Annotated in this window: 25 protein-coding genes and 1 riboswitch; of the genes, 6 read left to right on the top strand and 19 right to left on the bottom strand. The window is 39.1% G+C overall.

The genetic code is table 11. The features are described 5' to 3' along the window. Positions 1–50 precede the first annotated feature (50 nt). From AC1DVK_RS08495 to AC1DVK_RS08475, 5 genes are all read right to left on the bottom strand, one after another. On the bottom strand, positions 51–752 hold the full coding sequence (locus AC1DVK_RS08495; RefSeq protein WP_477626260.1) for a response regulator transcription factor: 702 nt from the start codon (positions 750–752) through the stop codon (positions 51–53). Between the two features lie 182 nt (positions 753–934). Further along, the gene (locus tag AC1DVK_RS08490) at positions 935–1,816 is read right to left on the bottom strand and encodes a PhzF family phenazine biosynthesis protein (protein WP_430153114.1); all 882 of its coding nucleotides are present in this window, start codon (positions 1,814–1,816) and stop codon (positions 935–937) included. Positions 1,817–1,983: 167 nt separating this feature from the next. After that, positions 1,984–2,253, bottom strand: a complete 270-nt coding sequence (locus AC1DVK_RS08485) for an EamA family transporter (protein WP_477626259.1) — start codon at positions 2,251–2,253, stop codon at positions 1,984–1,986. A 172-nt stretch (positions 2,254–2,425) separates the two neighbouring features. Further along, on the bottom strand, positions 2,426–2,656 hold the full coding sequence (locus tag AC1DVK_RS08480; protein ID WP_477626258.1) for a DUF3953 domain-containing protein: 231 nt from the start codon (positions 2,654–2,656) through the stop codon (positions 2,426–2,428). 218 nt (positions 2,657–2,874) lie between these two features. Further along, on the bottom strand, positions 2,875–3,330 hold the full coding sequence (locus AC1DVK_RS08475; protein ID WP_477626257.1) for an NUDIX hydrolase: 456 nt from the start codon (positions 3,328–3,330) through the stop codon (positions 2,875–2,877). Positions 3,331–3,702: 372 nt separating this feature from the next. Here AC1DVK_RS08475 and AC1DVK_RS08470 point away from each other — a divergent pair, with 372 nt between their 5' ends. Beyond that, on the top strand, positions 3,703–3,975 hold the full coding sequence (locus tag AC1DVK_RS08470) for a hypothetical protein (RefSeq protein ID WP_477626256.1): 273 nt from the start codon (positions 3,703–3,705) through the stop codon (positions 3,973–3,975). Next, positions 3,975–4,157, top strand: a complete 183-nt coding sequence (locus AC1DVK_RS08465) for a hypothetical protein (RefSeq protein ID WP_477626255.1) — start codon at positions 3,975–3,977, stop codon at positions 4,155–4,157. Before AC1DVK_RS08470 ends, AC1DVK_RS08465 begins: the two co-directional genes overlap by 1 nt. A gap of 88 nt (positions 4,158–4,245) precedes the next feature. On the opposite strand, the gene AC1DVK_RS08460 is transcribed toward AC1DVK_RS08465, so the two are convergent. From AC1DVK_RS08460 to AC1DVK_RS08450, 3 genes are all read right to left on the bottom strand, one after another. Continuing rightward, positions 4,246–7,416: a bifunctional cytochrome P450/NADPH--P450 reductase gene (locus tag AC1DVK_RS08460; RefSeq protein ID WP_477626254.1), complete on the bottom strand. Its 3,171-nt coding sequence runs from the start codon at positions 7,414–7,416 to the stop codon at positions 4,246–4,248. A gap of 71 nt (positions 7,417–7,487) precedes the next feature. Continuing rightward, positions 7,488–7,655: a TetR family transcriptional regulator C-terminal domain-containing protein gene (locus AC1DVK_RS08455; RefSeq protein ID WP_477626253.1), complete on the bottom strand. Its 168-nt coding sequence runs from the start codon at positions 7,653–7,655 to the stop codon at positions 7,488–7,490. A 401-nt stretch (positions 7,656–8,056) separates the two neighbouring features. After that, entirely contained in the window at positions 8,057–8,377 is a 321-nt protein-coding gene (locus AC1DVK_RS08450; protein WP_477626329.1) for a MazG nucleotide pyrophosphohydrolase domain-containing protein, read from the bottom strand. Between the two features lie 97 nt (positions 8,378–8,474). Between AC1DVK_RS08450 and AC1DVK_RS08445 the strand changes: the two genes are divergently transcribed. After that, entirely contained in the window at positions 8,475–9,056 is a 582-nt protein-coding gene (locus AC1DVK_RS08445; protein ID WP_477626252.1) for an LOG family protein, read from the top strand. A gap of 58 nt (positions 9,057–9,114) precedes the next feature. On the opposite strand, the gene fabZ is transcribed toward AC1DVK_RS08445, so the two are convergent. Further along, positions 9,115–9,540 carry a 3-hydroxyacyl-ACP dehydratase FabZ gene (gene fabZ / locus AC1DVK_RS08440; RefSeq protein ID WP_477626251.1) on the bottom strand — a complete coding sequence of 142 codons (426 nt, stop codon included), beginning with the start codon at positions 9,538–9,540 and terminating at the stop codon, positions 9,115–9,117. A gap of 139 nt (positions 9,541–9,679) precedes the next feature. Further along, on the bottom strand, positions 9,680–10,294 hold the full coding sequence (locus tag AC1DVK_RS08435) for an undecaprenyl-diphosphatase (protein WP_477626250.1): 615 nt from the start codon (positions 10,292–10,294) through the stop codon (positions 9,680–9,682). Positions 10,295–10,807: 513 nt separating this feature from the next. Between AC1DVK_RS08435 and AC1DVK_RS08430 the strand changes: the two genes are divergently transcribed. Beyond that, positions 10,808–11,401 carry a dienelactone hydrolase family protein gene (locus AC1DVK_RS08430; protein WP_477626249.1) on the top strand — a complete coding sequence of 198 codons (594 nt, stop codon included), beginning with the start codon at positions 10,808–10,810 and terminating at the stop codon, positions 11,399–11,401. Between the two features lie 22 nt (positions 11,402–11,423). Here AC1DVK_RS08430 and AC1DVK_RS08425 read toward each other — a convergent pair whose 3' ends face one another. The 7 genes from AC1DVK_RS08425 to AC1DVK_RS08395 all read right to left on the bottom strand — a co-directional run bounded on the left by AC1DVK_RS08425 (position 11,424) and on the right by AC1DVK_RS08395 (position 16,232). Beyond that, positions 11,424–11,618 (bottom strand): hypothetical protein, encoded by a 195-nt coding sequence (locus AC1DVK_RS08425; RefSeq protein WP_089363010.1) that lies wholly within the window; start codon positions 11,616–11,618, stop codon positions 11,424–11,426. 78 nt (positions 11,619–11,696) lie between these two features. Further along, positions 11,697–11,900, bottom strand: a complete 204-nt coding sequence (locus tag AC1DVK_RS08420) for a Fur-regulated basic protein FbpA (RefSeq protein WP_410861531.1) — start codon at positions 11,898–11,900, stop codon at positions 11,697–11,699. A 279-nt stretch (positions 11,901–12,179) separates the two neighbouring features. Further along, positions 12,180–13,388 (bottom strand): M20 family metallopeptidase, encoded by a 1,209-nt coding sequence (locus tag AC1DVK_RS08415; RefSeq protein WP_477626248.1) that lies wholly within the window; start codon positions 13,386–13,388, stop codon positions 12,180–12,182. An 88-nt stretch (positions 13,389–13,476) separates the two neighbouring features. Continuing rightward, positions 13,477–14,349 carry a MetQ/NlpA family ABC transporter substrate-binding protein gene (locus AC1DVK_RS08410; protein WP_410861533.1) on the bottom strand — a complete coding sequence of 291 codons (873 nt, stop codon included), beginning with the start codon at positions 14,347–14,349 and terminating at the stop codon, positions 13,477–13,479. A gap of 21 nt (positions 14,350–14,370) precedes the next feature. Next, positions 14,371–15,021, bottom strand: a complete 651-nt coding sequence (locus AC1DVK_RS08405) for a methionine ABC transporter permease (protein WP_410861586.1) — start codon at positions 15,019–15,021, stop codon at positions 14,371–14,373. A gap of 13 nt (positions 15,022–15,034) precedes the next feature. Further along, entirely contained in the window at positions 15,035–16,057 is a 1,023-nt protein-coding gene (locus tag AC1DVK_RS08400; protein ID WP_477626247.1) for a methionine ABC transporter ATP-binding protein, read from the bottom strand. 40 nt (positions 16,058–16,097) lie between these two features. Further along, positions 16,098–16,232, bottom strand: a complete 135-nt coding sequence (locus tag AC1DVK_RS08395; RefSeq protein ID WP_477626246.1) for a hypothetical protein — start codon at positions 16,230–16,232, stop codon at positions 16,098–16,100. A 102-nt stretch (positions 16,233–16,334) separates the two neighbouring features. Next, positions 16,335–16,446: riboswitch (SAM riboswitch) on the bottom strand. A 364-nt stretch (positions 16,447–16,810) separates the two neighbouring features. Between AC1DVK_RS08395 and AC1DVK_RS08390 the strand changes: the two genes are divergently transcribed. Beyond that, positions 16,811–17,338, top strand: a complete 528-nt coding sequence (locus AC1DVK_RS08390) for a hypothetical protein (protein ID WP_477626245.1) — start codon at positions 16,811–16,813, stop codon at positions 17,336–17,338. Positions 17,339–17,391: 53 nt separating this feature from the next. After that, positions 17,392–17,982, top strand: coding sequence for a hypothetical protein (locus AC1DVK_RS08385; protein ID WP_477626244.1), 591 nt, complete (start codon positions 17,392–17,394; stop codon positions 17,980–17,982). A gap of 181 nt (positions 17,983–18,163) precedes the next feature. Here AC1DVK_RS08385 and AC1DVK_RS08380 read toward each other — a convergent pair whose 3' ends face one another. Then, on the bottom strand, positions 18,164–18,532 hold the full coding sequence (locus tag AC1DVK_RS08380) for a nuclear transport factor 2 family protein (RefSeq protein WP_477626243.1): 369 nt from the start codon (positions 18,530–18,532) through the stop codon (positions 18,164–18,166). 36 nt (positions 18,533–18,568) lie between these two features. After that, entirely contained in the window at positions 18,569–18,814 is a 246-nt protein-coding gene (locus AC1DVK_RS08375) for a hypothetical protein (RefSeq protein ID WP_477626242.1), read from the bottom strand. Positions 18,815–19,049 lie beyond the last annotated feature (235 nt).

Here is a 19,049-nt window from a genome sequence, read left to right as displayed (position 1 = left end):
CAGGAAAATGAATAACACCGTTGTATATAAATTTATTTTCTTTCGAAGTCTCATTTTGCTTCCTTCATGACGTAGCCAACGCCTCTTACAGTATGAATGAGTGGCGTATCAAAGCCATATTCGAGCTTTTTTCGAACATATCGGATATACACATCCACTACGTTTGTTTCTCCATAGAAATCGTACCCCCAAACTGCTTCCAGAATTTGATCCCGGTTTAGCACTTGACGCTTATTCTTCAGTAAATATAGAAGTAAATCATACTCCTTCGGGGTTAGGTCAATTTCATTTTCTCCTCTAATGACTTCGCGCGTTTTGACATTTACCTTTAAATCAGCAGTATTTAGCCATTCACCATCTTCATTTTCCCTTGAAGGTGCGCCAGTTCGCATTCTTAAAACCGCACGAATTCGAGCAAGCAATTCTTCAATTTGGAAGGGTTTTGTGATGTAGTCATTCGCGCCGAGATCAAGACCGGAAACCTTATCTTCAACCGAACCCTTTGCCRTTAACAGGATGACAGGAGTGACGGTGTTTTTCGTACGAATTTTACGAAGCAGCTCGATTCCGCTTATGCCTGGAAGCATGACATCCAATAAGATCAATTCCCACTTTTTTGATTGAAATGCTTCAAGGGCTTCATATCCGTCCATTGCCCTTCCGGTTTGATAGCCTTCGATTTCGAGCTCTAATTCAAGCAATCTCAAAATTTTCTCTTCGTCTTCCACGATTAATATTGATTCTTTATTCATTTGGAATGCCTCCTTTTGTGGGGATTTTTTTGTGGTATTCTGTCAGGAAAATTCATTCAAAACATTGTTTGTTTTCCTGATCACGAGATTGATAGGGAAGCGAAGTTCAAGAAGAAAAAGGCTGCCTCAGCAACCTTACTTGTTTTGAAGTAAAGCACTTGTCAGTTGAAAAGGTCAGGTTATTAAAGAAACCATTCACCTTGAGCAATTTTCACTACTTTACCTCCTACATGAACGTCGATTTCCCCGTTAACATCACCTGCTTTTAAAAACAATAAAGAAGGTCTTTCGATTTCGCATCCTTGTTCTACGCGAATGTCTATTTCACTTTTTTCAAAATACCGGTATTTAACTAAGTAAGCAGCTAAACATCCATTAGAACTGCCAGTTGCTGCATCTTCGGGAATACCATAATAGTCCGCAAAGTCGCGAACATTCAAATCATTTTTCGAATCATACGTTTCTGGAGAAAAAACCATAATGGCTTTTGCATCCGTATGTTCGATTAACTCAAAATATTTTTCTTTATTAATCTTTACTTTTTTAACGGCTTCCAATGATTTCAATGGGACAACAAGCACTGGAAGTCCCGTCGAAACTTCTTGAATGGGAAATCTATCATCTATGTTTTTTTTATGTATATTTAAAATTTCAGAAATTTTATCTGTATCTAAAATCCGGCCAAAAGTTGGTTCATTTTGTTTCATCCATAGAAGCTCTTCTTGATTATTGAATATTACTGTTATCTGTCCACCTTTAAAGTTTAAGATAATGTTTTCCAATGTTGCTTCTAATACTTCGTTTTGAATGATATATGCAGTTCCTAAAGTCGGATGTCCAGCAAAAGGAACCTCTTCATTAGGTGTAAAAATCCGAACATCATAGCCGCCATCATTTTTTGAATCAGACAAGATAAAGGTAGTTTCGGAAAAATTAATTTCTTTGGCTATTTGTTGCATTTCATTTTCCGGAATATTTCCAGCGTTCTTAAAAACAGCGAGTTGATTTCCTGTATATTTTCCATTAGAAAACACATCAACAATAGAATAATTAACTCTCTCCATAAACTTCCCCTCGTTTACATTTTAGTTATTTTAACGAATGTACAAATTATTGCATGTAAAATTTTAAAAAAGAAGACGCTATTTACCCAGTTAGCTCCATAAAAAAAAGAGCTGCCAGAGCAACTCTCATGTTAAAAGCCCTATATACTTTTAGTACAATATTACTCTTATAAATCAACATAATCCTGTCTTTTATTTTTCACATTCGTTTTTGATTTTATATTTAGGTTCGATAAACTCACACCAACTAAAGTTAATCCCCCTCCTCCTAAAGCTAGCATGGTTGGAAATTCCCCTAACAAAAGCCATGAAATAATAAGTGCTACAGCAGGTGTCAAATACAGCGAACTTGTCGCTTCCGATGCCCCAACTTTTGAAGTAACATAAGCAAGAGCAAAATACGGAATAAACGTTGGAAAAAGACCTAAATAAATCACAGCATATGTTGATGAAACTAAGGAACATCCTCTTCACAACCATTTTATCTATCTTTCACCATAATATTTAAGCGCATAAGAAAGAGAGCTGCCAGAGCAACTCCCTTGTTAATTCTAAATCCCCAATGATGAATAAAGACCATATAAAAATTTCATAAAAAACCATAGAATTCTATATTAAGAAACCTTGGGCGGCGACATAGAAAACAAATAACGAGACAGCAAGACACATATACCCCCCAAATCCTTTTCGATCCTTTTGAAGTTCGATAAATCCTATCACCAGCATCATTAACCCCAGGAACAACATGGTATACGGTAATAACCCAGAATTCCCAGTAATTAACTGAGTTGCTGATAAAGCAATAACAATGATCCCTAAGATGATTCTAACTATTTTCAAGAAATATTCCCCCTTATCCTAATCCACTAATTATACCATTTTGTATAAAGTTGCTTTTAGACTTTTTCGTTAGTTACATTTTATCTGTTCACCCAATTGACCTTAGGTGCGATTGCGGTCAATATTATTCCGCCAACCTATGTCATTACTTCGCTTACATTTTCGATGTTCGCGTTCGAGTTTTAATTTTTCGATTCAATCAACATTCAATTGTCAGATCAAAAACATGAATTATACGTTTGCCCATTTTTGTAAGTGAATGTGTAGTTTCCTTCTTTTTTCAATAAAAACGGCAAGTACTGTGCAACCATTTCAGCAATTCCAAGGTTATGTGGATGGAGTATCCAATCAATCGATTTCCATTCCAGAATACCTTCCCGCGTTTTTTTCGGTGTTTCATATATTAAATGTTCATCCGCTTCATACAAATATACATATATTCCATCCAGTTCACCTTCCGGGGTCTCCCATGTTAACGTTCCTTTAGAAAAAAAGGTCTTTAACTCAATGCCCGTTTCCTCCAATACCTCACGCAGTGCACCTATATCAGGGGTTTCACCTTTCTCGATTTTGCCCCCCACTCCGTTCCAAACACCCATAATTGGAGCTTTCTCCCGATTAAGCATAAGTATTTCATTATTTTTCTTTACAAAACAAACTGTATACTTAAACATTATATAAAGTGACCCCTTTACCGTTAGTTTCATTAAAACATTGGCTTGTCATCTGCCTCCAACACACTCTCAAATATTAACAATGAATAAAGAATCCGTAAACGTCCTGCGTCGAAGAATCAATGAACTCCCCCATTAGATATAAGTTTCATGGCTTCTATTTTTGCGCAAAATAGTTATTTAACTCGTATATTTCGCTATTTAATCCTATATTTCGCTGTTTACTGGTGAGGTTGCGCTATTTATTCATGAAACTTGCTGTTTACTCGTGAATTAATGCTCTTTACTCGTGAGTTTCCGCTGTTTACTCGTGAGGTTTGCTGTTTACTCATGAAATTTGCTCTTTACTCGTGAATTTCCGCTGTTTTACTCGTGAATTCGTGCTTTACTCATGAAATTTGCTGTTTACTCGTGAGTTTCCGCTGTTTACTCGTGAATTTTGCTGTTTTACTCGTGAATTCGTGCTTTACTCATGAAATTTGCTGTTTACTCGTGAGTTTTCCTGTTTTACTCGTGAGTTTCCGCTCTTTACTCGTGAGTTTTGTTGTTTTACTCGTGAGTTTTGCTGTTTTACTCGTGAATTTTGCTGTTTTACTCGTGAATTCGTGCTTTACTCATGAAATTTACTGTTTACTCGTGAATTAATGCTCTTTACTCGTGAGTTTTGTTGTTTTACTCGTGAGTTTCCGCACTTTACTCGTGAGTTTTTCTGTTTTACTCGTGAGTTTCCGCACTTTACTCGTGAGTTTTGTTGTTTTACTCGTGAGTTTCCGCTCTTTACTCGTGAGTTTTGCTGTTTTACTCGTGAATTCGTGCTTTACTCATGAAATATGCACTTTACTCGTGAATTCGTATCTTAATCATTACTTGTGCAAAAAAAGCAGCGATCCTCTTGGAATCGCTGCTCCCTGTTATTTATGCTCCTGCCCAAACATCCTTGGCATATCTGCCATTCTCCTCTAAGGATTGCAGCCATTCTGTGGCTTCTTCTTTAGTAGTTTGATAGAAATGCATATAGCTGTCGATTAATGTTCGTTCAACATCGGGTGCCATTTTGCTTCCGTCTCCGCAGATGTATAGGTGTCCTCCTTCTTTTAATAAAGGAAGAATGTCTTGAGCGTTTTCCGCTAACCGGTTTTGGACATATGTTTTTTCTTGACCGGGACATCTTGAGAAAGCGGTGTGCAGTGTTACAAGTCCCTCTTGTTCGGCTTCCACGAGTTCTTCTTGATAGAGGAAATCGTGTTCAGGATTACGGCATCCAAAGTAAAGGTGGGCCGACCCTAGGGTTTCACCTTTTTTCTTAAGAGCGCGACGGGCCTGAATGAAGCCTCTGAATGGTGCAATTCCTGTTCCTGGGCCAATCATGATGATTGGTTTCTCTGTTTGCTCCGGAAGCTGAAAATTGGATTGCGGCGTATTGATAAAGCAGGCTACCTTGTCGCCCTCGGAGCGTTCTGCCAAATAATTCGATGCAATTCCTTTGTATTCCCCGTTGCCGCTTAAAGCATTCCCACGGACGACGCTGACCGTGATGCTTGCTTCTCCTTCCTTGTGGAGCGGTGAGCTTGAAATAGAGTAGTATCTTGCTTTTAAAGGTGGCAGTAAAGCCAGGAAACGTTCAAATGGGATTTCACATGCAAGGTACTTTTCTGTCAGATCAAGCATGGTCATGCGCTTGTTCAGGATTTCTCGTTTATAGGTACTGTTGTCCTCAAGAAGATTTTCAAGTTCTTTTACATGTGGAGGACATACCGTGTGAGTGGCAAGCGCCCGAATCTGAGACCGGGTGGCTGGTTCTTGGAACTCCACATGATTGGATAGTAACTCCTCGAGTTTTATAGGTTTTCCTGTAGGAAGATGGGCAGCTTTTCCCGAATCTCCAGTCAGATTGACATAATCCTGGCCATTCAGGTTGAATCGACTGAGCACTCGCTCGACAAGTTCAGATGGATTTTGAGGAAGAACCCCGAGATGGTCACCTTCCTGATAGTGAATGCCCTCTGGCACAGTTAGCTCTATATGCCGTGTACTTCTTCCGCTTTCTACATGTTGTAATTCGAGATTCCTTTTTACAATCGATGTAAATGCATGATGGGTGCGGGCGAGTGGCGTGCCGCTCACATTACTTACGAAGTTCATCGTAATCGAGCTGACTACCCGATCATTCATATTCACTTCGATGTTCAGGGTTTCGGCAAGATTTGGCCAAAGTGCTTCTGTCCATTTCTCATAATCCCCTTCAAAATCATCGCTTGCATCTCCATAGCCTGTTTCTGACAGCCTCACTGCTCCTTTTTGTTCCAGCCGTTCATCAATGAAAATCGGAATGCGTTGGTACGTATTGGCCCAATTGCGGTCTCCGCAGCCAAAGACCGCATAGTGAACACCATCCAAAGTGGCATCATGACTTTCCTTCAGCCATGAAACAAAGTCATCCGCATTATCAGTGGGATTTCCATTATAAGATGCCGAAACTATGAGAACGGCCCCTTCTTGAGGAAGTCGATTGGTGTAATCATTCAAAGGGGCAACCCTGGCATTGAAGCCTTGTAGCTTCCCTGTTTCAGCAAGATCACGAGCAATCCCTTCAGCAGTTCCCATGTTTGATCCAAACAGGACGAGTAATGGTGTGCCATGCGCAGATTCGATGGAAGATGCCGTGGCTCCTTTGTCCGCAGACTTTGGTTCTGGAGAAGCAACGGTAAACGACATCGCCGGCTTTCTAGGTGAAACGCGCATGGTCAACCCGTCCGGTTTGAGAGTCAAGGTTTCTTTAACATCCAATTGATAATCTTCATGATCAATCAAGTCAAAGTGCTGTAAAACCATTCCGAGCACCAATGTCGCTTCATGAAGGGCAAACTGCTGTCCGATACAGGCTCGCTGCCCGTTTCCAAACGGTTTATAAGCATGATAAGGGATGGAATCCAAATTCTCGAACCGCTCAGGAATGAATGATTCAACGTCATCACCCCAAACGGATGGATCACGGTGAAGCTCAGGAATAAGCAGCGTGAACACATCCCCTTTATTCACGGTGTATTTTTCGGCCAAAATGGTATCTTCTTTCGCATAAACGGAAAACGCCGGAGCTGTCGGCCACAGACGAAGCACTTCATTCAGCACCATACGGACATATTTCAGCTTTTTCACTTGTTTGTAATCAGGAACATCATCACCCAGCACTTCATCGACTTCCTGCTGTGCTTTTTTTAACTTGTCTCTATTATTCATGAGGAAATAGATGGCGAACGATAGGAGGCCGCTCGTCGTTTCATGTCCAGCTATTAAAAAGGTAATGATTTGAAAACGAATATTTTCATCATCCAGTGATACGCCCGTTTCAGGATCGACTCCTTTCAACATATGTGAAAGAAGGTCATCTTCTCCCTGATCACCATTTTGTTTTCGGTCAGTAATCATTTCATCCACTAGAGAGAACATATATTGAATGTCTTCCCTGAATTGTTTTTTAGACTTGACCATCAGTTTATCTTGAATGCCAAGTCGCTGCGTTTGGCTCATCGCTTCATCCAACGCACGCACCATACTGGTGACAAAAGGATGGGTGGTCTCCCGATAAAAACTGTTAAAGCGGTAATTGAACCCGCAGAGACCGATCGTATCCAAGGTCAAACGTGTCATATCTTCAGGAACATCAATCACATCAGCCGGATTCACGCGAGCCCATTTCTGAATGAGTTGGGTTGCAAGATCCACCATTTTAGCATGATACCCCTTCATTGCCTGCTGGCTAAAGCTGGGCAGCAGGATGTTATGGGCCTTTTTCCAATTCGGCTCGGCCGTTTCACTTGTGAAGAGACCATCGCCACCAAATGCTCGCACTTTTTGCAGTGAAGGACCGACTTTCTTATCAAACCTTGTTTCATCACAAATTTCTTTAGCGAGGGCAGCACTGGATACGAATGTAGAGATGCGACCAGGAAATTGGAATTGAAAAACCGGTCCAAGTTCTCGTGCCAGCTTCATATATGACTGAAGCGGTTTATCCTTATCTATTATAGGCAGGCTGCCTAGGGGGCCATATGACTTTGGCTGTGGAAACTGAGTTGTATTTTCCATTTTATTAGCACCTCTTTTATTAGATTAAAATGCGAAATGAACGTTCATTCCGCTTAATTATTGAAAATGTCTCAAACGTGCAACCGGACAGAATCCCAAAAACTTTCTTCCACATCTGCCAAAAGCTTTGATTCAGGTTCTAGCTCCCCAATGCGGACAAGCTGCGCAAGCTCAAGAAAATGCTCCTTAATTTCTTTTTTCTCTTTTCCTGAATCAAAGAAAGTTTTAAATATATTCAAAAAATGGGCTCCACTATGAATCTTTATAAAGAGCTAGATCCTGCCCTGTCGTAGAATGAACCATTGATTTGAAAATATGGTGGAACTGATTGGGAATCGAATCATCATGATTCACCCTTTTTAGATGCGGAATGAATGTTCATTTCTGTTAATGTAAGTGTATACTCATTAAAATTCCATCTCAATCGCGCATAGTACCCATATTTTGTGAATTCTTTATAAACAAACAGAGACAAAAGACCTATTCATCTTATTTAAACGATTCAAACTGTCACTAAACAACATCTTTTGACTCATAAAAAAAAGAGCTGATCGCCACAGCTCTTGTATTGGTTAGCTAAAGTAAGGCTCATGCCCTTTATTAAGTTAAACTTCATGTTTACCCATTAAATGAAAAGAGCTTACGCATGATTATAGCGTTCAGATAGTTTCTTTTTATGTGCATTAAACACTTCTTCCAATGGGATATCGTACTTATTCGCAATCACAATCAAGTTACCTAGTACATCTCCCAATTCTTCTGTTAACTCCTGTTTATTCTCTTCAAACGTACCGCTTACTTCATCAGGTCTATCCCTGCCAATCTCAAGGGAGCGAATGGCGCGTGCAACCTCGCCAGTTTCTTCTGCCAAAAAGCCAATGCGAATGAAGATGTCCAATTTTGACCATCCTCGTGCTTCATAATAATCTTTTACCCATTGTTGAAATTCAGTGACGTCCATATTCATCCACCTTTCATTCAGATGATTCAAGTTTAACAAATCCCCCTGAATTTTGTATGATAAGAAAGGAAGATTACTGAATGGGAGCTGTGATATTTTGAAAAGTCTAGCTGTATTTTGTGGATCAAGCATTGGTGCATCTGCTGTCTATGTAGAAGAGGCTAAAAACCTGGGTGCGGAACTGGCAAAACGTAATATTACCCTTGTTTATGGGGGCTCAAGTGTAGGAATCATGGGTGCAGTTGCAGATTCCGTTTTGGAAGCAGGCGGAAATGTAATTGGAGTCATGCCAGATTTTCTAGAAAAAAAAGAAATAGCGCATAAGAGCCTGACCGAACTGATTGTCGTGGAATCCATGCATGAAAGAAAAGCAAAAATGGCTGAGCTTGCAGATGGGTTTATGGCTTTGCCAGGCGGACCAGGAACATTAGAAGAATTCTTTGAGATCTTCACTTGGGCTCAGCTGGGACTTCATCAAAAACCTTGCGGGCTCTTAAATATTAATCATTATTATGATCCTTTGGTCGCTTTATTCAATCATATGTCCGACGAAAAGTTCCTTCATGAAAAATTCCGTTCCATGGCGCTGGTAGATGTTGAACCAAATGGACTCCTTGATCAATTCAATACATATGAACCGCCAACCGTAAAAACCTTCATTACTGAAAAACAGACCTGATCGTTCAAAAGCAACAGGCCAAGGTCAATAGTGCCTTGGCTTTTCTCCTATTGAAAGATCAATCGCCAAAAGCAAATATGAGCTCTGTCTCGCATACAGTTTCTCCATCAACAGTAGCCCTTCCTTGTCCTTTGCCGATAGGACCTTTTAAGCGAGTAATCTCCACTTCTAAACGTAATTGGTCCCCTGGTCTTACTTGCTTTTTAAAGCGACAATTATCGATCCCAGCCAATAGCCCCATACGCCCTTGATTTTCTTCTTTTGTAAGCATAATAACAGCACTTACTTGTGCTAAAGCCTCAACGATCAATACACCTGGCATCACTGGGTGATTTGGAAAATGCCCATTAAAAAACTCTTCATTTGCTGTTACATTTTTAATGGCCACCGCTCTCTTTCCTTCTTCCAATTCCAAAACCCTATCAACTAAAAGAAATGGATAGCGATGCATGATAATATCTTTGATTTTTTGTATATCAATCAATAGTAAGTCCCCCATTGCGATGAATTGTTTTCACTTTATTTTACCATCAGTATCATCATATGGATATTTTTGTATCTATCTCACTGCTCTTCGTTCAACAAAAAAAGGCTGCCTGAGCAACCCTGTTTGTTGATTTCTCTTACAAATCCTTTGATTTTTTTTCCTTCGATTTAGTTAACGGGGATAGAACCAATTGTTCATACCTCTCATAACCACCTAAAAATTTATGAATCAAGCTTATTTTCGGAACAACAAGGTAAACCACCAAGCCTGAAATGGTACTTATAATAGCTCCTGCCAGCACATCCGCCGGAAAGTGGACACCTACCCAAATACGGGAAATGCCAACAAGGAAAGCCAGCATGATCCATAACAACCACCATCCTCTTTTGAAAAGCCAAAAGGATACACAAAACGAGAAAAACAAAATGGTATGATCGCTTGGAAATGAATTATCCACTGCTTTTTCAATTAACTTATTAACATTTGCCAGCTCAGCGAATGGTTGATTATTCGAATGCAATCCCCCTRCCATTTTCCCCATCACTTCAGCAATTACAAACGTAATCATCCCACAAACAACCATCATTCTACTCTGTTCATTTCGAGTGAACCAAATTACGATGACTCCTAAAGCCAAAAAAAATACCATGTACTCGGCAATGAAAATGGCAGAAGGATTTAAATAAGTGTATTGTTTCCCTAAGTCATTTATCATTCTAAATACATGAATATTCAGTTCAAAAAAACTCATTTCATACCCGCCTTTCCTCTTTTTCTTTCATATTAAAAGAGAAAGGGGGTAAATCTCCATCGATTTCCCTAACAGTTTAAGCTGTCATCTTACAATATTGTCACGTGGTCGTACTAACAGATCAAGAATTTCGAAAACTGTAAAAATTATCCCATGATCCATATTAAGTCTGTATTAACTTCTTAAATCTGACTTCTTTTCTTCATACAAAAAAGAGCTGCCGGCAAGCACCCCCTTTTATCAAAGATTTTTGGAGGTTAGGATTTTACTTATCCTTTGTACCAGAAAAAAGAGATTCCACCTCTTTTTCCTATAAAATCTATCTTGGGGGAATAATTACGTGTGTAAATATATGTTAAAGTAAAAAGCTTTCTAACAAAAGAGGGCTTTGTTGTAGCGACAGCTTCTGATGGAGAAGATGGTTATCTTACGTTAGTGCCTTGCGCGATAGGATTCTCAATGAGAGATGTGATATATTGAAAACTCTAGCACACTTGTATACGGGGGTAAAAAATGCTGCACATAGAGAACAATTCAGATACTGTAATCATGGTCATTCACGAAATTTATGGATTGAACGAACATATGCAGGGCTTTTGTGAGGCATTATCAAAACAGGACTTTGATGTCATCTGTCCGAATTTGTTAGGTCGCGAAACGCCTTTTGATTATTCCCAAGAGGAAGCTGCATATCGTCATTTTATGGAGAACGTAGGTTTTAAAGAAGCTTTACATAAAATAAGGGATATAATATCGGATGTTAAAGATGAATACAAAAAAATATTCATCATTGGATTTAGTGCAGGGGCAACTGTAGCTTGGCTGTGCAGTGAGGAAGAATGCGTCGATGGAATAGTTGGATACTACGGTTCCCGTATTAGAAATTATGTAGAATTAACGCCACAATGCCCTGCACTGCTATTCTTTCCGCAAGACGAGCCATCGTTTGATGTGGACGAGTTAATTTCAGCTTTAGAAATAAAGAATATCGAAGTGCATAAATTCAACGGAAAACATGGATTCAGTGACCCTTACAATTCAAAATATCATGTAGAATCAGCGCATAAGGCATTTAGCAAAATGATGAAATATATTCTGGAACAGTAAATGAATGAACTGAACGTTCAACCTAACATCGTTTTGTATTGATCCAATGTATCGAACCAGCATCACTATGGGGATGACAGTCCGTTTGAACCTTTTTGTACTCTATTTCCAATTCTTTTAAGGATAACTTCATAAGCTTTTCCACAGTCATATTTACATGATGGACCATAAGCTTATGGATTAATTCCTTCCGTCTTTCTTCCACACCTTTTCTCATTGCACCCTCTCCTTTTAATTACTTGGTATTAGAGGAATAACCGCCTCACCCGCATTTTCTGAAGTTAACTGAAATGATTTATATCTTCAGACAGGGGGAACTGTCATCGGAAGAGGATTCCTTCTCTTCAATTTTACGTATTTTAATATATTCCTTCTCTAAATCGGTTAAGGTTAATTCAAATAGATGTATGTCATTCTTTTTATAGACACCCTCGTTAATCAACTTGTTGATTAGGAAGTCTCTTTTCTTCTCAATTGCATTACGTAATAAAATCCCCATAATAAATCCTCCTTTATTATATGAACTTCTACGGATTGGAACAGCCTTGAAATAAGTTCAATCGGAATTTGCCGGCTGGCTCATTCACAAAAAAACCGGTGACATCTCTTTACATTAAAGAAAAGTCTCCGGTTTTCCGGTCAATTAACCTATAATTCCTATTGAATTACTAAGTATTGTTGTTACCTATACTACAAACTCTGTGCTCCGTAGTCAACACAAAGTTTTGATTTTCTTGAATTTAATATTTTTTGATTCTGCTTTTGGGTAAGCACTTTTTTATTTTTCTGTTTGTTTCGCTTCATCAAAAGCAGTTTTCACCTTATCCAACAGATCTTTATCCGAAATCAATCGATAACCTGTAAGCGCAAGTGCTTTTGCACCAGTCAGGATGGCTTTGTCCCCAGCTTGAGACTTAGCACAGTCGCGGAATTCATTCGTATGGGCAATCAACTCATCCGGTCCAATTTTTATATAAGGATGGGCTGTCGGCACTACATGGCTTACATTACCCGCATCCGTCGAGCCAAAACCACTCTCTTTTCGTGGAGCCACCGTTTCCCCCAATTGAGCCAGTTCTTCTTTTAACAATTCATCCAGGACTGGATTAATGACAAAATCAAGTACTTCATTTTGGAAACGTTCGACTTTAACCGTGCTTCCTGTGGCAAGTGCTGCCCCTTCAGCAACAGTACGTATTTTACGGGATACTTCTTGGCATAGTTTCCAAGTTGTTGCTCTAATGTAAAATCTGGCAGATGCATATTCAGGAATGATGTTAGGCGCTTCCCCGCCATTGGTGATGATTCCGTGGATTTTGACCTCGCTTGGAAGCTGCTGACGCAAAGCATTAATGCCATTGAACAGCTGAATCACCCCGTCAAGCGCATTCACGCCTTGTTCAGGAGCAGCAGCTGCATGTGCTGATTTTCCGTAAAAATGAAAATCAAGGGGATCGACAGCCAAAAATGGACTGGTTATACCCGTTTTTCCTGCAGGATGGATGATGATGGCTGCATCCACACCATCAAATAGACCGTGCTTCACAAAGCTGCCTTTTGCGCTTCCATTCGGTCCTCCCTCTTCAGCCGGTGTACCGAAAACAATCACCTCTCCGCCTGTTTCCTCCAGCACTTGAGCCAGGGAAATGCCTGCTGCAACACTCGTTGTGCCGATGATATTATGACCGCAAGCATGACCTAAACCCGGCAATGCATCATACTCGGCTAAAAAGGCAATTGTGGGTCCTTCCTTTGAAGAGGTTTTTTTGGCGATGAATCCTGTTTCATGTCCAGCTATATTGCGAGTCACTTCAAATCCTTCATGTTGGAGTATTCCGGTTAACGTGTCGGAAGCGAAGAACTCCTGATTCCCAATTTCGGGTTTGGAATGAATGGCTTGACTCGTTCCGATATATAATTCGGAATGAAGGTCGATTTGATCTTCAATGATTTTCTGATGCTGCTCCCGTACTAATTCTCTCGCCATATTCTTATCTCCCTTTTCATTTATTGGTTTAAAGAGCCGGATAGGCATCCTTCAATCCATCCGGCATCCCTTCACTTTGTCCTCATCATCATTTTTCAATGGCTGGTTTTGTCCAAGCATCCTGGTAATTCAATAATTCATCTACAGAAACATATGCAGGAATGGTGTTTCCTTTAAACGTTTTTTTAATGAATGCCTCCACTTCTTTCGAGTGATAAAGTTCCACTAATTTTTTCAGCTCAGGACGATCGGCATTTCCCTTTTTAACTGCAATGATATTAATATATGGTTTCGCCGTTTTACTTTCATGGAATAAAGAATCTTTTAATGTAAGTCCTGCTTCGACGGCAAAGTTATTATTAATGGCTGAAGCATCGGCATCATCCAAAAGACGCGGTGTATTGCCGGCAGCAACAGGTTGGATTTTCAATTTTTTCGGATTATCCTTAATGACTTCCAAAGAGCCCGATCCATTGAATTCCTCTTTCAATGTAATCAATCCAGCTTCTTGAAGAAGGAGTAAGGAACGGCCAAAGTTTGTTGCTTCATTAGGAACGGCTATAGTCGCGCCATCTGGAAGACTTTTAAGACTTTTATGTTTTTTCGAATAAAGGCCCATTGGTGCAATTACAGTCGACCCGATGGCCTCTAATTTCAAATTTTGATCTTGGATGAATTCATCGAAGTAGGCGACCGTTTGGAATGAATTCGCATCAATTTCACCTTCACTTAACGCAAGGTTCGGTTGGATATAATCATTAAACGTGACCAGTTCGATATTCAGCCCCTTCTTTTTCGCTAAGCTGACAATGTATTCCCACGTTCTCGTATCCCCGTTGCTGACACCCACTTTCACTGTTTTCACATCATCCGAACTGCCTGATGCACCCTCTTCGTTCCCACATGCTGCTGACACGATGGCCAATGCCAATACTATGATCGTTAATAAGATTTTCTTCATTTCCCCAACCTCCTGTTATTTTTATCTTCTTCTGATTTTTTTTGAAACGAAATTCCCGGTGGTTTGCAATAATTGAACGATGATCACGAGCGCCGCCACTGTGACGACCATCGTCATCGTATCGAACCTTTGATAACCGTAAGCCAAGGCTAAATCTCCTACCCCGCCTGCACCGACAGCACCTGCCATGGCTGTAGAACCAACCAGCCCGATTGTCGCTGTTGTAAATGTAAGGATCAACGAACTAAGTCCCTCGGGAATCAAAAAGCGATAAATGATTTGCCATGTCGTCGCCCCCATTGCCTGAGCTGCCTCGATGATCCCTTTGTCCACTTCCAACAGGGAGTTCTCCACAAGCCGGGCAATATAAGGAGCCGCGTAAAAGATAAGCGGAACAATGGCTGCATTCGTTCCGATCGCACTGCCTACAATCATTCTAGTAAACGGAATCAGTGCTACAAGCAAGATGATGAAAGGAACCGACCGCAATATATTGATGATCGGATTCAATACATTAAAGATCCATTTATTCTCCAGGATATGACCCTTTCTAGTAATGACAAGCAGGATACCTAGCGGGAGCCCAATCAATCCGGAAAATACCAATGAGATGGCTACCATATAAAGTGTGTCACCGAAAGCGGTCGACAGCTGCTCTGCCGTTATTTCCATTCCCCAAAGCGTATTACCCATTTACCTGCACCTCCTGGACGAGAATCCCCTCATCTTTAATATATTGATAAGCCTTGCCCACCTCTTTTTTGTCACCTGTCACTTCGATGATCAAATTCCCAAAAGGCGTTTCTTGAATTTCAGAAATATTGGCTGATAATACACTTAAATGAACATCATATTTCTTCGAGATGGTTGAAAGTAAAGGAGTACCCGAAGTAGTCTCAATAAAATTAATTTTCCAAATAATCGGGATATGGGACCCTATACTTTTCAGGAAACTTTGTGGAATCTCGTCATGTATGACCGTTCTCACGAAGTTTTTTGAAATATCCGTTTGCGGCTTCGCAAAAACTTCGAAAACCGAACCTTGTTCAACGACGCATCCGCCCTCCATGACCGCTACCTTATTGCAAATTTCCCTGATGACAGACATTTCATGAGTGATTAGCAGAATGGTAATATTGTATTCTTTATTAATTTTTTTTAAGAGCTGCAGTACTGCACTCGTTGTTTGTGGATCTAATGCAGATGTAGCTTCATCACACAATAAGATCGATGGATTGGTAGCCAATGCCCTCGCAATTCCGATCCGCTGCTTTTGACCGCCGGATAATTGTTCCGGATAACTCTTTGACTTGCTTGATAAGCCAACGAACTCTAACAGCTCGCCTACCCGCTTTTTGATTTCTTTACCAGGGGTTCCGGACAAAACGAGCGGCATGGCGATATTATCAAAAACGGTCTTTGAGTTAAGCAAATTGAAATGCTGAAAGATCATCCCGATTTTTTTCTTTTCAGCCCGTAATTCCTTTGGGTTCAATTTGGTTAAATCCTTGCCGCCAACAATCACCTGACCATCTGAAGGGTGTTCCAGCAAATTGACCAACCTGATCAATGTACTCTTCCCGGCTCCGCTATAACCGACTACACCGAATATATCCCCCTTTTCCACTGTCAAATTAATGCCCTTCAAAGCCTCGACAGTCTGTTTCTTTGTTTGATAAACCTTTTTAACATTTTGAAACTCTATCATCCAATCTCCCCCCATGCTGTTTATTTGTACAAATTCATTATCAGAAAAGAGCTTTGCAAAGTTTCATAATGATCGGGTTAAATTTTCGAAACTCACGAGTAAATGCACGAAACTCACGAGTAAATGCACGAAACTCACGAGTAAATGCACCAATTCTCCAAATAACCATATACATTCTGAATAAACAAAAGAGGCCTCCTCCGTCATCAGACAGAAGAGGCCTCTTTTAGACATAAAAAAGAGTAAACTCTTAAATTAATTATCTAAGAAAAGCTCCTTCTTATCTTTCAAACTTTCGTCCGTTGGAATTAGCACAGTATTTTTACAAAAGTAAAAACCCGCTGCCGAGGTATCATAGGGCCAAGTCCCTCCACATCTCTTGATAAGAATTAACGTTATATTTAATTATGTCCTTCACTATATATTCTAATTTCCCTAAAGTCAACCATATTTTCCATCATTCTAAACATTTTCACAGTATAGTCAATTGACGTTTTTTTTATTATATAAATATAATTCTTTCTCTATTTTATAATGATTTGCTCATTCTCCACAACATAGAAGTCGCTCAGTTATAACAGCTACAGATTATCTGTAGCCTTTTACACTGTCTACTTAGAGGGGATAATATCTCTGGAGAGCCTCAACTTTAATTAACTAATTATGAAAAAAATGTTAATTAAATATTGATTATTCATATAATTCAAAATATCATTAACAAAGAAGTTAAATACATAAAATGAGGTGGGATTCTTGGGATTTTCAAAAATATTATTATCAACAAGTCTATGCTTCACGTTATTTTCAGGTTTTTCATTATCAGAGGCAAAAGCAGAAACAAGTGAAGACCCTATTGCAATAGAACCATTTGCTTGTACAGAAGTAGGGACTTACACAACATCTTATAAATCTAAAACAACTTCAACAAAAACTGAATTTACACATTATGCAACAAATAATAGTAGTGTTACTGATAGTGTTACTAGATCTGTTCAAATTTCTCATGCTGCTACAGTAAGTATAGGAGGAGAAGCATCATTTAAAGTACTACAAACAGGGGCAAAAATAACAGCTAATGTTGGGTATGGATATAATAGTACAAAAACTCTTTCTACAACTTGGTCTATTCCGAAGGGAAAATGGAAATTAACTGCAGGAAGTAAATGGGTAAAAGCCACTGGAACTCGTTATAAAGTTGTTGCACCTTGTAATTTAACAAACGGAACTACTACAACTGCTAATTATACTTATGCAACATGGAGCGATAAAGTTAAACAATAATGATATTTCGAGATTTGAAGATTTTTTTTACTAATAAACAGAGGTGTTAAAATATGCTTTTAAAATATATTTGTCCTTTTATCATTTGTATGTCCCTTCTAATGGGGTGTAATTCTTCAGAAAAGACAAGTGAAAGAAGTGCCAATAATCCAATTGAATCTGAACAGAATAATTCATCTATTCAGAAAAACAAATCATTAGAAAACAAGTTGCGCCCCCCTAAATTTAGCATAACAAATTTCGAAATGAATTATATTCCTAAGAATAAGGAATTAACTTTTCTTATGAATTACGAAATCGATGTAGACATATACGAAATCTTACAAGAAAACACTCAAAAAATTTACTTTTCACTTGAGTACCCTGAAGCAGTGTACGATATTTTTCATAATAAAAATAGTGAATTATTGTTAGCAGAGCAACCTAAAGGCTATAAAACTAAATATCAAACTCAATTCAAAATAAGCATCGATTTAACGACAAAAGAATTAGAGAAAATAAAAAATAACTTATCTGGCTTTAACCTTATAATAGCTGACAAAGATAAGGATGCAATTGCTCATTTTATTGATTTAAATGGTTTTAATACCTTTGATCCTGATACTTCAAATTCTACTCATATAGATGATACAACTAAAAACTAATACTCTAACATAGGCCCTAATGAATTACATAAGCTAATAAATTGAAGTATTACATGCAGAGATCATCAGAATTTAGTTGTTAATCCCCATTTGTTAATTACTACGTTGACATCCCCTTGCTCCAGTTATTCTGGAGCCTTTTTTTTACCTATTTATGATAAATAGGATGTCATGGGTAGGCTTAAAGAGGCCCTTTCGTTTTCGTTCCTTGATGAAAAAACATTTGCCATCTGCCATTCGCATATTTCCAGATTGAACTTCTTAAGGTATGCTCCCCTCTACCTTCATCAAAAATCCGATATGTCGTTAATACGGTATCTTCGGACAATTGGTGCATGTCAAAATCGCTTAAGATCATGGTCACCGCTCCTATTCCTTCTTCTCCGATACAATCACTTTTAGTCCATATTCGACCCGAACTGCCGAACTCAAAGAAATCATCTTTCAATAATGATGAAAGCTCTTCTGGAGATGTACGGATTTCAGATTTTAATAATTTCTCCTCCAGCTGCTGCACATGCGCTTTTAACGAAGACCATTCGTTTTCCATTCATTCCATCCCCTTTTACACTTATATGTGCATGGACTATGAACTACTTCCCAAGCTAATTGTAAAATCATATATAATACATACTAACAATATATCCCAGATGGTGGTGAAATTAATGATCGATGCTATCAAAGATTTTTTATCCAGTTCATTGTTAATTATCAGCTGGCTTATATTTGCGGTCAGCAGCATTTTTTTCATTTTTTCTTTTTTAACCATCTTTGCCATACCTATATTTCTCTTGTTATTTTTAACAGGGTTACTTTGCTTCTCTATTTCCAAGAAACTGGACTGGAGACAGACCTCAAACTAAAAAGGGATTAGAATACTTTACGTTAAGTTGTTAATGCCTACAGTCTTTTTACTATGATCCAGTGGTTTTAGATCTTGGTTGGCCGAATTATACAGGAATAGGTCGAAACTGGAGGTCGAATTAATTTAAATTTGGTCGAAGCGAGCGCCTGCAGTGGATTGGAACGGTTGTAGTACAAACCCTCCAAAACGACCCTCCAAAACG

The organism is Peribacillus sp. P4_B1 (assembly GCF_056402395.1).
The sequence above is the reverse complement of the archived record's forward strand: the minus strand, read 5'-3'. Positions and strand labels throughout refer to the sequence as shown.